The 15,246-nt window shown below is 55.9% G+C and carries 16 protein-coding genes and 1 tRNA gene; 12 read left to right on the forward strand and 5 right to left on the reverse strand.

The window, feature by feature from the left end:
• The first annotated feature begins 119 nt into the window (after positions 1-119).
• The 5 genes from B2T33_RS17640 to B2T33_RS17660 all read left to right on the forward strand — a co-directional run bounded on the left by B2T33_RS17640 (position 120) and on the right by B2T33_RS17660 (position 4,782).
• Positions 120-1,238 carry an FIST signal transduction protein gene (locus tag B2T33_RS17640; protein ID WP_197146184.1) on the forward strand — a complete coding sequence of 373 codons (1,119 nt, stop codon included), beginning with the start codon at positions 120-122 and terminating at the stop codon, positions 1,236-1,238.
• Positions 1,239-1,377: 139 nt separating this feature from the next.
• A complete protein-coding gene (locus tag B2T33_RS17645) occupies positions 1,378-2,418 on the forward strand; it encodes an NADP(H)-dependent aldo-keto reductase (RefSeq protein WP_063086634.1) in 1,041 nt (346 codons plus the stop codon).
• Positions 2,419-2,521: 103 nt separating this feature from the next.
• A complete protein-coding gene (locus B2T33_RS17650; protein WP_286792747.1) occupies positions 2,522-3,388 on the forward strand; it encodes a pirin family protein in 867 nt (288 codons plus the stop codon).
• A 27-nt stretch (positions 3,389-3,415) separates the two neighbouring features.
• Positions 3,416-4,012 carry an RNA 2',3'-cyclic phosphodiesterase gene (gene thpR, locus B2T33_RS17655; protein ID WP_286792748.1) on the forward strand — a complete coding sequence of 199 codons (597 nt, stop codon included), beginning with the start codon at positions 3,416-3,418 and terminating at the stop codon, positions 4,010-4,012.
• Positions 4,009-4,782 (forward strand): pyrroline-5-carboxylate reductase, encoded by a 774-nt coding sequence (locus B2T33_RS17660; RefSeq protein WP_286792749.1) that lies wholly within the window; start codon positions 4,009-4,011, stop codon positions 4,780-4,782. The genes thpR and B2T33_RS17660 overlap by 4 nt, the downstream gene beginning before the upstream one ends.
• Positions 4,783-4,858: 76 nt before the next feature.
• Here B2T33_RS17660 and B2T33_RS17665 read toward each other — a convergent pair whose 3' ends face one another.
• Both B2T33_RS17665 and B2T33_RS17670 read right to left on the reverse strand, forming a co-directional pair.
• Positions 4,859-5,521 (reverse strand): NAD(P)-dependent oxidoreductase, encoded by a 663-nt coding sequence (locus tag B2T33_RS17665; protein ID WP_286792750.1) that lies wholly within the window; start codon positions 5,519-5,521, stop codon positions 4,859-4,861.
• A gap of 36 nt (positions 5,522-5,557) precedes the next feature.
• Complete coding sequence (locus B2T33_RS17670; protein ID WP_063086644.1) at positions 5,558-6,469, reverse strand: EamA family transporter; 912 nt, start codon at positions 6,467-6,469, stop codon at positions 5,558-5,560.
• A gap of 82 nt (positions 6,470-6,551) precedes the next feature.
• Here B2T33_RS17670 and B2T33_RS17675 point away from each other — a divergent pair, with 82 nt between their 5' ends.
• A complete protein-coding gene (locus tag B2T33_RS17675) occupies positions 6,552-7,058 on the forward strand; it encodes a MarR family winged helix-turn-helix transcriptional regulator (RefSeq protein ID WP_063086646.1) in 507 nt (168 codons plus the stop codon).
• Between the two features lies 1 nt (position 7,059).
• Here the strand turns inward: B2T33_RS17675 and B2T33_RS17680 are convergent, their stop codons facing one another.
• A complete protein-coding gene (locus B2T33_RS17680; protein WP_232308294.1) occupies positions 7,060-7,245 on the reverse strand; it encodes a hypothetical protein in 186 nt (61 codons plus the stop codon).
• A gap of 149 nt (positions 7,246-7,394) precedes the next feature.
• Positions 7,395-7,484, reverse strand: a tRNA-Ser gene (locus tag B2T33_RS17685).
• Between the two features lie 348 nt (positions 7,485-7,832).
• Here B2T33_RS17685 and B2T33_RS17690 point away from each other — a divergent pair.
• The 3 genes from B2T33_RS17690 (at position 7,833) to B2T33_RS17700 (ending at position 10,612) form a co-directional block, all read left to right on the forward strand.
• Positions 7,833-8,138 carry a hypothetical protein gene (locus tag B2T33_RS17690; protein ID WP_063086648.1) on the forward strand — a complete coding sequence of 102 codons (306 nt, stop codon included), beginning with the start codon at positions 7,833-7,835 and terminating at the stop codon, positions 8,136-8,138.
• Positions 8,139-8,265: 127 nt separating this feature from the next.
• Complete coding sequence (locus B2T33_RS17695) at positions 8,266-9,258, forward strand: NADPH:quinone oxidoreductase family protein (RefSeq protein ID WP_286792751.1); 993 nt, start codon at positions 8,266-8,268, stop codon at positions 9,256-9,258.
• A 76-nt stretch (positions 9,259-9,334) separates the two neighbouring features.
• The gene (locus B2T33_RS17700) at positions 9,335-10,612 is read left to right on the forward strand and encodes a class I SAM-dependent methyltransferase (RefSeq protein ID WP_286792752.1); all 1,278 of its coding nucleotides are present in this window, start codon (positions 9,335-9,337) and stop codon (positions 10,610-10,612) included.
• 244 nt (positions 10,613-10,856) lie between these two features.
• Here B2T33_RS17700 and B2T33_RS17705 read toward each other — a convergent pair whose 3' ends face one another.
• Positions 10,857-11,066, reverse strand: a complete 210-nt coding sequence (locus B2T33_RS17705) for a DUF1127 domain-containing protein (RefSeq protein ID WP_286792753.1) — start codon at positions 11,064-11,066, stop codon at positions 10,857-10,859.
• A 168-nt stretch (positions 11,067-11,234) separates the two neighbouring features.
• Between B2T33_RS17705 and B2T33_RS17710 the strand changes: the two genes are divergently transcribed.
• From B2T33_RS17710 to B2T33_RS17720, 3 genes are all read left to right on the forward strand, one after another.
• The gene (locus tag B2T33_RS17710) at positions 11,235-12,155 is read left to right on the forward strand and encodes a LysR substrate-binding domain-containing protein (RefSeq protein WP_063086657.1); all 921 of its coding nucleotides are present in this window, start codon (positions 11,235-11,237) and stop codon (positions 12,153-12,155) included.
• A gap of 245 nt (positions 12,156-12,400) precedes the next feature.
• A complete protein-coding gene (locus B2T33_RS17715) occupies positions 12,401-14,296 on the forward strand; it encodes an extracellular solute-binding protein (protein ID WP_286792754.1) in 1,896 nt (631 codons plus the stop codon).
• A gap of 3 nt (positions 14,297-14,299) precedes the next feature.
• Positions 14,300-15,246, forward strand: a 947-nt coding sequence (locus B2T33_RS17720) for a microcin C ABC transporter permease YejB (RefSeq protein ID WP_286792755.1), incomplete at its 3' end; no start/stop codon positions are given.

Raw genomic sequence — 15,246 nt, forward strand, 5'->3', positions numbered from 1 at the left:
TGTCGAAGGGGTGGGCCAATGCTTAGATGTAACTGGGCTTAGATGTTAAGCATCAGATTTCTGGTTATCACCCGGGCACAAGACCCGGGCGCCCTGACCAGTCAGCAACGGGAGACAGCATGACGGCGGAATTTCGGGCGGCACATGCCAGCGGCGAAAACTGGGCCTCGGTCGCATCCGAGCTTGCAGAACTTCTCGAAAAGGAACCACTGCCCAAACAGGCGCTGGCCTTTTTGTATGTCTCCGAACCGCTGGCCGATGATCTTGGCAGTATCCTGACCTTCCTGCGCTCCCGTCTGTCGATTGAACACTGGATCGGAACATCCGGCGTTGGCGTCTGCGGATCGGGCCGGGCCTATTTCGGCGTTCCAGCGGCCTCTGTCATGGTGGCCCCCTTTGCCCGTGATGAATTCCATATTTTTGAGCCGCTCAAGACCGAGGCTGATCTCGATGCGCGCGATCTGCAAAGCGCGATTGATCGCCTGCAGCCGATCTTTGGCCTTGTTCATGGCGATCCCGCTGCCCCCGAAAGCCTTGCCCAACTGGCCGAGCTGGCAAGACTGGGCTCGACCTATCTGGTGGGCGGCATCGCATCGGGGGAACGCGGCGCGCCGCAGATTGCCGACAGGGTGGTTAATGGTGGCCTGTCGGGTGTTTTGTTTGATGGTAAAACCAGTGTTCAGGTCGGCATCAGTCAGGCCTGCACGCCAATCGGCCCGGTCCATCGCGTGACCGAGGGACGCGAAGGCATCATCTCCACCCTTGATGATCGCCCCGCCCTTGATGTGCTTAAGCAAGAACTCGAAGCAGATGGCGGCGAACAATCCATGGCATCGGGGCGCTATCACGCGGCCCTGATGGTGCCCGGGTCCGATACCGGTGACTTTGTCGTGCGCAATCTGATGGGGATTGATCCCCACAACAACATGATCGCGATCAGTGGCGATGTGCAGGCGGGGGACGCCATTCGTTTTGTCCGCCGTGACGGCGCCGCTGCCGAACAGGATTTGCGTCGTATGCTAAGCGATTTGCAAAAACGTCTGCCGGGCAAACCGCGCGGGGCGCTTTATTGCAGCTGCGTCGCCCGTGGCCCGCATCTGTTTGGCACCGAAAGCCGCGAAATGATGATCATCCGTGATGAATTGGGTGATTTGCCACTGACCGGTTTTTACGGCAACGGCGAAATCTGCAATGACCGGTTCTATGGCTATACCGGGGTTTTGACCCTGTTTATCTAAGACCGCGAATTTTCAAATCATAAGAATTTTGCCCGCAAACGGTTTCATCGCGCGGCCAAGCGGATATATTCATACCATTGCAAAATCATGTGCCGTCCCGATCCAACAGTGCGGGCGGCATAAGACAGGGGAATTTCATATGGAATATCGTCGACTGGGGCGTACAGACATTGATGTCAGCGTCATCTGCCTTGGTACCATGACCTGGGGCCAGCAGAACACCCAGGAAGAAGCTTTTGAACAGCTTGATTACGCCACTGCCAACGAAGTCAATTTCATCGATACCGCCGAAATGTATCCGGTCCCGGCGATGGAAGAGACCTTTACCGCGACCGAAACCATCATCGGCAACTGGCTTGAAAAACGCGGAAAGCGCGATGATCTGGTGATCGCCACCAAGATTGTCGGTCCGGCGGATCGTTTCCCGTATGTGCGTGGCGGGCCGCGTCTGACCCGCGGGCAGATCTTTGAGGCAATCGACGCTTCACTTGGTCGCCTTAAAACCGATTATGTCGATCTTTATCAGCTTCACTGGCCGGATCGGAATTCCAACTTCTTCTCCAAGCTGGGCTACACCCACGAGCCGGACGAGGAATTCACCCCGATCGAGGAAAGCCTCGAAGCACTGGATGAGCTGGTCAAGGCCGGTAAGGTCCGCCATATCGGCCTTTCGAATGAAAGCCCATGGGGCCTGATGAAGTTCCTTGAGCTGGCCGAAAAGAACGGCTGGCCGCGCGTGGTCTCCGTTCAGAACCCCTATAGCCTTCTGACCCGCCAATATGAAGTCGGTCTGGCGGAATGTTCGATCCGCGAAGATGCCGGTCTTCTGGCCTATTCGCCGCTGGGCGGTGGGGCGCTGTCGGGCAAGTATCTCGGCGGTGCGCGCCCGGATGGCACCCGCGTGACCAAATGGCCGCAATACTTTGGCCGCTATCTGACAGAAAATGGCGTCAAGGCAACCGAAGCCTATGTGAAACTTGCCAAGGACAATGGCCTTGATCCGGCCCAGATGGCGCTGGCCTATGTCAATTCGCGCCCGTTCCTGACGTCCAACATCATTGGCGCGACCAGCATGGAACAGCTGAAATCCAATATCGGCTCGGCCAACATCACCCTGTCGGACAGCGTTCTCGAAGAAATCGAAAACATCCATCAGGTCTACACCTATCCCTGCCCGTAAGGTCACAGGATGGTCAGATTTTGTTCTCAGAATTTGACCAGAGACTTATGAAAGGCGGCGGTTTATCCCGCCGCTTTTCCCACCACCAGAACGGAGGCGACATATGGTTAAGCTGATCTTTGGCAAGGAATCCGATCTGGGGGGTATTTCCGTCCGTCGCGTTTTACCCCATCGCGATGTGCGTTCTGTCGGTCCGTTCGTGTTTTTCGATCATATGGGGCCGGTCGAATTCCAACCCGGTCAGGGCATTGACGTTCCGCCGCATCCCCATACCTGCTTGGCGACCGTGACCTATCTGTTCAAGGGTGCGATCCTCCATCGCGACAGTCTGGGCAGCGACCTTGAAATCACGCCGGGCGATCTCAATTGGATGAGTGCCGGGCGCGGCATTACCCATTCCGAACGCGAAACCGATGCGGTCCGCAATTCCGTTCATGAACTCGATGGCTTGCAGCTTTGGGTAGCACTCCCTGATGAGGCAGAGGAATCAGATCCCGCCTTTTATCACGTTGCCAAAAATGACCTGCCCGTGATTGAGGATGCCGGGTTGCACATGCGCCTGATCGCCGGTGAGGCCTTTGGCAAAACCGCCCCGGTTCCGGTCAAATCCAAGCTTTATTACCTTGATGTCGAAATGGACGAAGGCGCGCAGCTTCTTCTGCCTGGTGAAAATCAGGAAGGGGCGATTTATGTCGTATCAGGCACGCTTCTGATTGATGGCCAAAGCTATAAGCCTGAAAGCTTTATCTATGTCGCACCCGAAGAAATCCCCGATATCGTTGCCAAAACCGGTTGCCGGGTGATGTTGCTGGGCGGCCTGCCGGTCGGTCGGCGCTATATCTGGTGGAACTTTGTTGCCAGCACCAAGGAACGGATTGAGGCCGCCAAAGCCGATTGGGCTGCGGGCAAGTTCCCGCAAATTGATGGCGAAGACGATGCGTTGCCGCTGCCTGAACGTTCGACCGGCTAATTACCGCATCAGAATTGGATTGAAGACATGCGTTTGTTTGTTGGTGTGGAAATTCCCCACGATATTGCGACCGACCTTTATCCGCTGGGGCGTGCGATCAAGGGGCTTGATGCCCAGACCCCGGAAAACATGCACATCACCCTGAAATTCATCGGCAATGTCGATCCCGGTCTTGCCAGCGAGATCGACCGGGCCCTGTCACAAGTGGCGTTTGAGCCCTTTGATCTGCAGGTATCGGGCCTTGATATGTTTGCATCCAACCGCAAGGTCCGCATTTTCTGGGCCGGGGTAAAGGATCAACCAGCTTTGCGCACCCTTGCCAATCGGGTTGAAAATGCGCTTCTTGCGCTTGATGAATGCCCCGATATGGATATGCGCAAATTTACCCCGCACATCACACTGGGGCGTAACCGCGATGCGGCGCGCGCAACCATCGAACAGGCGATTGTCGATCATGGCGATCTGTCATCACGGGTGTTCACCGTTGATCGTTTCTGTTTGTATGAAAGCCATTCCACAGTTGATGGTCCCGAATTTCGCGTGATCGCCGCCTATGATGGCAAGGACGGCCCGATCAAGGAGCCGGACCTAACTGACGCCTTTGTCACAGAGGATTTTCAATGAAACTTGGCTTTATCGGAACCGGCGCGATCAGCGATGCGGTCATTCGTGGTCTTTTGACATCTGACTATCGCGTAGATGAAATCATCGTTTCGCGCCGAAGCGAACATATCTCGGCAAAGCTCGCCGCCGACTTTGACCGGGTCCGGGTCGAAGACGACAATCAGGCGATTATTGATCAATCCGATATGATCTTCTTGGCTGTTCTGCCGCAGATTGCTGGTGATGTGCTGTCCGCACTTCGCGTGCCCGATGACAAACAGATTGTTAGCCTGATCGCAACCATCCCGATTCCTGATCTCAAAGTCTGGCTTGGCACCAACGCGCAATGCGATCGCGCCATTCCCTTGCCACCGGTCGAACATCATGCCTGTGTCACGGCGGTCTATCCCGGCTCGCCCGATGTCATGGCCCTGTTTGAAAAACTCGGCGGGGCGGTGGCGCCCGAAACCATCGATGCCTTTGATGGCTACGCGACGGGCAGTGCCCTGATGGCGACCTATTTCACCGTGCTTGAAAGTGCAGCACAATGGATGGTCAAACAGGGATCCGACTATGCTGATGCCAGGCGCTACCTTGCCGCGCTGTTTTCCGGCCTTGCGCAAAATACCGACAAATCCCCTGATCAAAGCTTCGCTGATCTTTATGAAGGCCACGTCACGGCGGGTGGCCTCAATGAACAGGTTGCGCAAACATTCATCCGCGAAAAGGGCACGGATGCGCTTCATACCGCCCTTGATGAAGTCTTCGCCCGGATCAAGGCCTCTGCGTAATCCCCATTGGGCAACGCAAAACGGGCGACCAACAAGGCCGCCCGTTTTTCTGTTCGTTATATAAAGCTTGCTGTGTTCAGGCAGCCGCCTTGTTCTGATACCCGACCGTCAGACGCTGCTGCCCGCCATTGCCGGTTTCGATCAGATCAACCATGGCATAGCCGAAATCGGCAAAGCTGATCCGCGCCATCCCGTCATGATCGGGGATCAGTGTATCGGTGCCCCGAATATATTGCCCGGTCAGCGGTCCCTCGATCAGCATTGCCGGCGGGCGGAGGCAGGTCCATTGCACATCGTCATATTGATCAAACAACGCATCCTGCTTCGCACAGGCCTCGGCAATCGGGCGCACAGCATCGGGCAGGAAGTCCGGCGCGGTTAGAACCGTATGCCCGCTGTCATCGGCCAGTTTCAGGGTTGCGGCCCCACCGGTAAGGTAAATCGGGGCTTTGGTTTGACGCGCCGCATCCAGCAACACCCGGCTCATCGCAACCAGCAAACTTTCTGATCCGCTGATCGGGCGAAGCGCGCTGATCGCAACGTCATGGCTTGCCATCAGCTCGGCAACGCGGTCCGGCTTGGCCAGCACATCAACGCTTTCGCGCGCGACGCTGTCTGGCACATTAGCCAGTTTGTGGATATTGCGCGCAATCGCGGTGACGCTATGGCCGCGTTTTAGGGCTTCGTGCAGGGTGGCGGTACCGACATCACCGGTGGCACCAAACAGAACAATCTTCATTGGACGTTTCCTTTATATCTGTGGGGTGTTTTGTTTTTATGTCGTGCGCGGGGCGGGGTCGTTGATCGCGGCTGGTGCTGGTTCAGCCACTGGTGCAGGCGCAGGACACGCTGCCCGCTGACCCAGCCAGATGCTGGCCAGTACAACAATCACACCAATCATCTGAAGCGGGCTCAGGGCCTCGCCCAGAATGATCCAGCCGAGCAAAACCGCACTGGTCGGGCTTAAAAAGCCAAAGCTTGTCACCGTCGTCGGGCCAAGGCGCGCAATGCCCCGGAACCACAGGTAATAGGTTAGGGCCGCCCCGATCAGACCGAGCCACACCAGACCAGCCAGATTGGTTACGGTCGGGACCGGGAAGCCGGGCTCAAGGATCAGGGCTACCGGGATCATAAGGATCCCGCCAGCGGTCAATTGCCAGGCGGTAAATGTCAGTGGGGATACCGGCGGCTGCCATTTGCGGGTCATCACCGTACCAGCCGCCATGGATGCGGCACCGAAAAGGGCGGCGGCAATGCCAATCGGATCAAGGCTGCTGGTCGGGCCAAGCACAAGCATTGCGACCCCGATCAATCCGGAAATGGCGGCAATAATGCCCAGCATCGTAATCCCGGATCCCAGCGCAAAGCGCGCCAAAAACAGCACCAGCAACGGCTGGATCGCGCCAAGTGTTGCCGCCACCCCGCCGGGCAGGCGATAGGCCGCGACAAACAGCATTGACCAGAAAACAGCAAAGTTCAGCGCGCCCAGAATAAACACCCGTCCGCGCCAGCCAGCAGGCGGCAATCGCCGCACAACAAGCAACAGGATCAATCCGGCCGGCAGGGCGCGCAGAAGGGCGACGGTCAGCGGGTAGCCATCGGGCAGCATTTCCGTGGTGACGATATAGCTGCTGCCCCAAATGATCGGGGCAAGAGCAGTCAGGCATAAATCGGTTGTTCGGTTCATGGTGGCATCTCCATTTATCTTGACATCAAGATATATTCAGAAATCTTGACGTCAAGATAAAATTCTGAAAAGAATCCGAACCATGGATAAAGTTGACCGCATTCTTGCGCAGTGGCGCCGTGAAAGACCCGACCTTGATGTCACCCAAATGGGCGTCATTGGCCGGATAGGACGACTGCGCAGCCATCTGAGTGCTGCACATGAACGTGTTTTCAAAAAATACGATCTGTCGCTGGCAAGTTTTGACGTTCTGGCAACACTGCGCCGGTCCGGCCCGCCCTATGCGCTGAGCCCGTCGGAGCTCATTGACTGGACCATGGTGACATCGGGCACCATGACCAACCGTCTTGATCGGTTGGAAAAGGCCGGGCTGATCACCCGCCAACGCAACCCGGAAGACGGGCGCGGCTTTGTCATCGCCCTGACGGACAAGGGGTTTGAGCTGATTGATGCTGCCGTTACCGAGCATGTCGCCAACCAGCATCAGATGCTCGAAGCACTAAGTGCAAAGGAACTCGAACAGCTTGATGGTCTTTTGCGCAAATGGCTGGCGGCAATGAATTCTGCCGAAAATTCAGAAGACAGCTAGGTCAGTCATAAACGATCCCCGGGCTTAAAAGCTCAAAGCCTGCGATTTCAAACTCATACATGCCCGATCTGTCCGCTTTTTCGGCGCGGGCGATCAGCTTGCCATCCGCATTACGAAAGACCGCGTGTGCTGTATGCACGGCGCGGTAACAGTGGCTGCCGTCTGGATAAAGGTATTTGATCATCATGCTTCCTTGCAAAAGCACATTATGATCAAGACGCCCTGACAGCCTGTTGTCAGGAGCCGTGCAAAACACGCGACAAATCAGAACCTGACACGTGGATATATGCCGGTTGATCTTGCCTGTATGTCTTGGAATAATGCTTTTTGTGTCAGTGGCAGAGAGGAGGGGATTCGAACCCCTGAGGGGCTTACACCCCAACACGCTTTCCAGGCGTGCGCCTTAAACCACTCGGCCACCTCTCCACATGCGATCTTTGATATATCGCGAAAGCGGGCGGACATTAGCCGAGACGCCCGCGCTTGACAAGGCCCAATCAGCCTCTTTTTTCACTTTGCGCAAATCCCACTGATTGGCCTGTAAAATGGCCTGTGTTTCTGACATTTAATCGCCGCAAACCCTTGGTAAACTGCAACTTATGATCATCTTTACTTCTTGTTGATGTCTGATCCGTAAGGTTTGACGTCAGGTGTTTGCAACTCTTGGGTAATGTATTGCTATACATACGAAGATATTTACCCTGTTCGAACAAACGCCTAGGGTGATTTTAGTTTTCTAATATACCGACCCTGACAGGTCGCTTGGAGCGGATAATGTGGTTTTTCCGGGCGTTGGGATGGTTACTGCTTTTTGCCAGCATTGCTGTGCTGGTCGATGATTCCATTACCGCGCTTCAAACAGGAAGTTTTCGTCTGGTCGCCGCCGGCGAGCTCTGGTATCGCCTTGATACCGGCAGCCTGAACCTGTTGCAATCCGTGATCCAGCGCTACATTTCCGTTTGGGTATGGGACACCATCTTTGTGCCGATCCTGCTGGCACCGGCCCTGGTTGTCTTGTTTGTGCCATCCGCCATCCTTCTTCTGCTGACCCGCAAGCGCAAGCGTCAGCGCATTTTCTGATCTTCCATTCGCCAGAGCTCTTCACTTAACCGGGTGTTGCCCGGTTTAGCCCTTTGTCGCCTTGTCTGCGCTCACAGCTGTCGGCACACTGCCGATAGTCAGGACAACAATAGGCAGGAATACCGGGATGAAGGCATGGGTGTGCAACGCATTTGGCGAAGTACCGCAATGGGTGGATGCTCAGGACCCGGTCGTCCAACCCGGTCAGGTCCTGATCGATGTAGCTGCCTGCGGGGTCAATTTCGCTGATACCCTGATCCTGCAGGGCAAATATCAAAAGCGTCCCGAAGGCCCCTTTTCCCCCGGCTTTGAAGTTAGCGGCACGGTGCGTGCCGTTGGCGATGGTGTCAGTCATGTCAAGCCCGGCGATGCCGTCATGGCCATGCCCGATTGGGGCGGTTACGCCGAACAGGTCGTGGCCGACGGGCGCCTTGTAATGCCCCTTCCGAATGGCGTCGATTTCAACAACGCAGCAGCCTTTCAGATCGCCTATGGCACAAGCTGGTTTGCGTTGAAGTATCGCGCCGATGTCAAACCGGGTGAGGTCGTTCTGGTGCATGGGGCGGCTGGTGGCGTCGGTCTGACCGCTGTCGAATGCGCCAAGCTTCTGGGCGCAACCGTGATTGCCACGGCCGGTGGCGCGGACAAATGCCAGATCGCGCGCGACCATGGTGCGGATCATGTCATTGATTATAAATCGGAAAACATCCGCGACCGGGTGCGCGAAATCACCGCAAGCCTTGGCCAGCCCAAAGGCGTCGATGTTGTTTATGATCCGGTTGGCGGTGATGTCTTTGATCAAAGCCTGCGCTGCGTTGCGCCCGGTGCGCGGATGCTTTTGATTGGTTTTGCCAGCGGCATCGTGCCGCAAATCCCGGCCAATATCCTGCTGGTCAAGAATGTCACCGCAATCGGCTTTTATTTTGGTGCCTATCTCGAACAAAATCCCGATATCGCGCAAACGGGCATGGCAGAGCTTCTGGAACGCCTGAAATCCGGGGCGATCCGGCCGATGATCTCCGCGGTTTATCGTCTTGAAGATGCAATGGATGCCCTGACGGCCATTCGTGATCGCACGGCGACCGGCAAGCTCGTGATTGATTGCCGCCCAAACAGGTAAATAGGCGGATTTCAATACGCACATTGCTGGTATAGGATGAGCCCGTCCCAACCACTTCTCTGCCGGAAATCGCCGAATGCCCGACGACAAAAACAGGCCCGATCACGTCCAGTCTTCTGCGAAGACCCGTGATCAGTATGAAACCTATCCCTATCCGGCCCGCAATCCCGAGGATGAGGACAAGCGCCTGATCACCGGATCACCGGGCAACTGGGACGAGGTCGTTCATTTTGTCTTTGGCGGGCGCGATCCATCGGCACAGACCAAAAGTGGCAAAATCAAAATCCTCGTCGCGGGCGGTGGCACCGGCGATGCGCTGGTGATGCTGGCCCAGCAGGCCCGTGACCGCAAAGTCAAGGCCGAGATCGTCTATATCGATCTGTCCGAAAGCTCGCGCGCCATTGCCGAGGCCCGCATCAAACGCCGCAGTCTGGAAAAGAACGTCACCTTCGTCACCGGATCCTTTGTCGATCTGGCATCTGAATATGGCCCGTTTGACTATATTGATTGCTGCGGGGTGCTTCATCACCTGCCTGATCCCGATGCCGGGCTCAAGGCACTTGCCGATGCGCTCAAACCCAATGGCGGCATGGGCCTGATGGTCTATGGCGAGTTGGGCCGTCAGGGCGTCTATCACATGCAGGAAATGATGGAACGCCTCAATGCCGAGGCTGGCGGGGCCAAGCGCCTGAATTTCGGCAAGGCCCTGTTTAACTCACTGCCCGGGACCAACTGGCTCAAACGCAACCCGTTTGTCGGTGATCACATCCATGGCGGCGATGCCGGGTTCTATGACCTGTTGTTGCACCAACAGGACCGCGCCTATCGAGTCGACGAGGTGTTTGATTTTATCGAGGCGGCCGGTCTGCGTCTGCAAAACTTTATCGAACCGATGCGTTATGACCCGACCACCTATTGTTCGCGCCATGATGTGCTTGATAAGGCGATGCATGTGCCGTTTCGCGAACGCGCGGCCCTGGCCGAACTGATGGCGGGCAACATCACCAAGCACACCTTTTATGTCGTCAAGGCCAAGAACAAGGTCAAACCACCGGTCCCGTCGCCGGAGCTGATCCCGACCTTCACCCGTGTCGATGGTGCGGCACTCGCCCGATCCGTCGCCAAGACCGGCAATATCAAGATCACCTTTACCGGCCTTTCAGTGACCCGCACCATGCCCTCGGCATCGCCTGCGATCCTGTCGCGGATTGATGGCAAGCGCTCGATCGGTGAAATCTACGAACTGTTTGATCCCAAACCCGAAAAGTTCGAATTCAATGCCCAGTTTGCCGTGATGTATTCGGTACTCAATGCCGCAAACCTGATGTATCTGCGCCACCCCGAAAAGAAATAGCCCAAGGCAAAAAAAAATGTCGGTCACAGGGGGTGCGACCGACATTTAAATACGCACTTTCCAGCGGGGGGAGCTGGAATTGCGCTCAGGGATCTTGGGTGCAACGCCTTATTTAAGGCTGATGCCTTTCCAGGCGTCCATCAGGGCTTCAATCAGGACCTGAAGCGGGAAGGTAATTGCGCTGTGAAGCGGCGATACGTTGTTCTGCATGACAGAATACTCAGTTGGTGCGCTTTCGCGCGGGTTAAGCTCTCCAGAACGGCTTGGCGGCTTCGCGTTTTGCGTCATAGACGGTCCAGCCGATATCGCGCAGCATGTGTGCGTCCATGTCGGCCAGCTTCTGACGCAGGTCGTGGCGTTTAAGCCAAGTGCGCGCCAAGTCCAGAAGGCTGGTGGCAGTGTGGGTACGGCGGGTGGCGACAAATGCGCCTGCTTCTTTGGTGATAGCAACCATGATTCTAATCCTCTTTAAATCAGGCCTGCTCTCAGCGATTCAGCGGCCCGCGCATCCACGATGCGTCTGTACTAATCTCGTTAAACCCAGAGTTACCCGAAAAAATACTTGCGCTCAAACCACCTTTTGTCATCATTGCATGAGTTTTCATCATGCAAAGTCACTGTCATGAAACGCCGTCCATTGCCGCTAAATGCGCTCCGTGCCTTCGAAGTGGCCGGACGTCTCGAAAGTTTCACCAAAGCGTCACATGAGCTTAACGTGACCCAAGGGGCGGTGAGTCGGCAGGTGCAGCATCTTGAAGAAGTTCTGGGTCGCCAGCTGTTTGAACGCCACCACAGAAGCCTGCGGTTGACGCGCGCCGGTCGCAACCTTCTTGAAGCGCTTACGCCAGCTTTTGACGCCATCGAAGACGCGGTTTCCAAGGTCGAAGACCGTGCTGATGACACCCACCTGTCTGTTTCGGCACCGCTGACATTTTCCATGCGCTGGATCGTGCCGCGGCTCGGGCGGTTTCAGATGGAATATCCCGATTTTCAGGTCCAGTTGGGCACCTATAACGATGATCTGGCATCGGTTGACTTCAACGAGGTCGATATCGCCATCCGCTTTGCCGATCATGGCAATGAACAGCTGGTGCACGAATTTCTGACCGGTGAACGGCTGTTGCCGGTCTGTCATCCCGATCTGGCCAAGCAACTCAAAACCCCAGAAGACCTGGCGGGTGTGACGCTGCTGCACTGCTCAGCCCAGCGCGAAGACTGGCGCATCTGGCTTGAAGGAACCGGTATCAAGGGGGTGGACGGCACCAAGGGGCCGGTTTTTGCCACCCTTGATATGGCGATGGAGGCCGCGGCAAGTGGCTTTGGTGTGGTGGTGTCCGATCCGGCCATGATCGGGGAATATGTTGTGACCAATCGCCTGACCGTGCCGTTCGATCTGCCGGTCGACAGTCCTTATGCCTATTCGCTGTGTTATCCGCGCGGACGTCTGGAACGGCGCAAGGTCAAGGCGTTCCGTGACTGGTTGATGTCAGAGATCAAGCTTGAAACTGCGCGGCGAAAACTGACGCAAAAAGATGCGCGATAAACCAAACTCACGTGATGGTGCCTTGAAATTGAACGATTTAACGGTGACTATCAGGTGGTTCTAGTGTGGCATCATTCACAAACAACGCGGGCAGGGGGCATCGCGAAGTGACCGTCGATTGCGCCGCATGGATTAAGTCCACATAATAGAACAGTGATCAGCTTGCATCAGGGAAAGACGACAATCACATGATTTCGTATGCAGCCAGCATGACAATGCCGGGCAGGAAGCGGCGCGGGGGCGCCATGACATCCATCCTTTTTGCCAGTGCACTGACCCTGCTTTCGGTCGCACTGCCTTTACATAACGCAAATGCGCAGGACGGCGACATGCCGGTGATGAACCCGGCACCGACGGTGGCTGTTGATGAGACCGATCTGGCACCGCTGACCACCCGCTCACACGGAATTTCGCTCTATGGCGATCTGAAATACGGTCCGGATTTCCACCATTTCGATTATGTGAACCCCGATGCGCCGAAGGGCGGCACGCTGGTGCAATCCTCCATCGTTGCCTTTGATACGCTTAATCCCTTTACGCTTAAGGGCAATCCGGCTGCGGGCCTTGGTCTGATCTATGACAGCCTGATGGTTTCCAGCGCGGACGAACCCTACGCCATGTATGGCCTGATTGCCCATTCGATCGAGGTGCCGGACGACCGGTCCTATGCCATCTTCCATCTTGATCCGCGTGCGCGTTTCCAGGACGGCAGCGACATCACCGCCGAAGACGTGGTGTTTTCCTATGAAGTGCTGGTCGAAAAGGGAAGTCCCGTTTACCGCCAGTATTTTTCCCAGATCGAAGGGGCCGAGGTGATTGACGAACTGACCGTCAAATTCACTTTCAAGCCGGGCAACAATCGCGAAACACCGATGACCGTGGCGGGCATTTCGATCATGCCGAAAAAGTTCTGGGAAGGTAAGGACTTCGCCAAAACCACCTTTGAAATTCCGGTTGGCAGTGGGGCCTATAAGGTTGCCAGCATCGAAGCTGGCCGACGCATCACCTATGAGCGGGTCAAGGATTACTGGGCGGCCGACCTTCCGGTCAATCGCGGCCAGAACAATTTCAATACCATCCGCTATGACACCTATCTTGATATGGAAGTGCAGCGTCAGGCATTTCTGGCTGGCGAATACATGATCCGGTCCGAGCATTCATCACGCGACTGGAACACGGCCTATAACACGCCTGCGGTCCAGCGTGGTGACATCCAAAAGGAATTCATGCCTGATCATTTGCCAACAGGCATGCAGGCCTATGTTCTGAATGCGCGCAATCCGTTATTTGCCGATAAGCGCGTGCGCCGTGCACTGCAATACGGGCTCGATTTCCAGTGGCTTAATCGTGCAATGTTCTATGGGGCCTATCACCGCACCGACAGTTTCTTTGCCAACTCGGAACTGGCGGCGACCGGTATTCCGACCGGTGCTGAACTGGCACTGCTTGAACCCTATCGCGATCAATTGCCCGAAAGGTTGTTCACCGAACCCTATAAGTTGCCAAACTTTGATGCCCCGAACGGGCGCCGAGAGGCCTTGCGTGAATCCATGACGCTTCTGAACGAAGCAGGCTGGGAAGTACGCGACAAGGTTCTGGTCAACAAGGAAACCGGGCAGCCGTTCCGGTTCGAGCTGATCATTCGCCAGCCGGGGCTTGAAAAGATCGCGCTGGTGGTCAAATCGCGCCTCAAACAGCTTGGCGTGGAAATGGATATTCGCCTGATTGATACCGGCCAGTGGGTCAATCGTATTCAGGCCTTCGATTTCGAAGTTACCACCCATTGGTGGACGCAATCCCTGACTCCGGGCAACGAACAGCGCGTGTTCTGGAGCTCGGAGGCCGCCGATCAACCCGGCTCTCGTAACTTTGCCGGCATCAAGGATCCGGTGGTCGATGCGATGATCGAAAATGTGGCATCTGCCGACAGCTGGGAAGAACTGGTGGCTGCGACCCGCGCACTGGATCGCGTACTTCTGTGGGGGAATTACGTCATTCCGCAATGGTATCTGGGTGGGGACCGCATGGTCTGGTGGAACATCTTTGGTCGCCCGGACACGGTGCCGCTTAAGGGAATGTCGATAATGCGTTGGTGGATTGACCCGGAAAAGGCCACCAAACTGCAGATGGGGGGATTCTAGGCCATGCTGAACTATATCATTCGGCGTTTGCTTCTGATCCCGGTCACGCTGTTTGGCATCATGTTGTTGAACTTTGCGATCATTCAGTTTGCCCCCGGCGGCCCGGTCGAACAGGTTATTGCCCAGCTTCAGGGAACGGCTGTTTCATCAACCGCCCGCATTACCAATCAGGGCGGGGATAGTGGCGGCGGAAGTACTGCTTCATCCTCTGCATCGGGTAACAACTTCTCATCGACATCCAACTATCGCGGCGCGCAGGGGCTTGATCCCGAAGTCATCAGACAGCTCGAAGTACAGTTCGGTTTTGACAAACCGGCCCATGAACGCTTCTGGATGATGATGAAGAACTATCTGACCTTCGATTTCGGCCAAAGCTATTTTCAGGACCGCGACGTGGTCGATCTCGTCATCGACAAGATGCCGGTTTCGATCTCGCTGGGCATCTGGTCAACGCTGATCATTTACATCATCTCGATCCCGCTTGGCATTACCAAGGCGGTGCGCGATGGGTCGAACTTCGATATCTGGTCATCAGCCGCGATCATTGTCGGCTTTGCCATTCCGGGCTTCCTGTTTGCCGTCATGCTGATCGTGGTGTTTGCCGGTGGGGCCTATCTTGACTGGTTCCCGTTACGCGGGCTGACATCGTCAAACTGGGAACAACTGTCCTTGTGGGGCAAGGTCGTTGATTATTTCTGGCATCTGACCCTGCCGATCATTGCACTCACGATTTCGGGCTTTGCCACCCTGACCATGCTGACCAAGAACTCGTTCCTTGATGAGATTAACAAGCAATATGTCGTGACCGCCCGTGCCAAGGGCCTGACCGAAAAGCGCGTGCTTTATGGTCACGTTTTCCGTAACGCCATGCTTCTGATCATTGCCGGGTTCCCCAGTGCACTGGTTGGCATGCTGTTTACCGGTTCGGTCCTGATCGAGGTGATCTTCTC

Origin of the sequence: Thalassospira sp. UBA4513 (assembly GCF_002388495.1) — a bacterium.
Taxonomy (GTDB): domain Bacteria; phylum Pseudomonadota; class Alphaproteobacteria; order Rhodospirillales; family Thalassospiraceae; genus Thalassospira; species Thalassospira tepidiphila.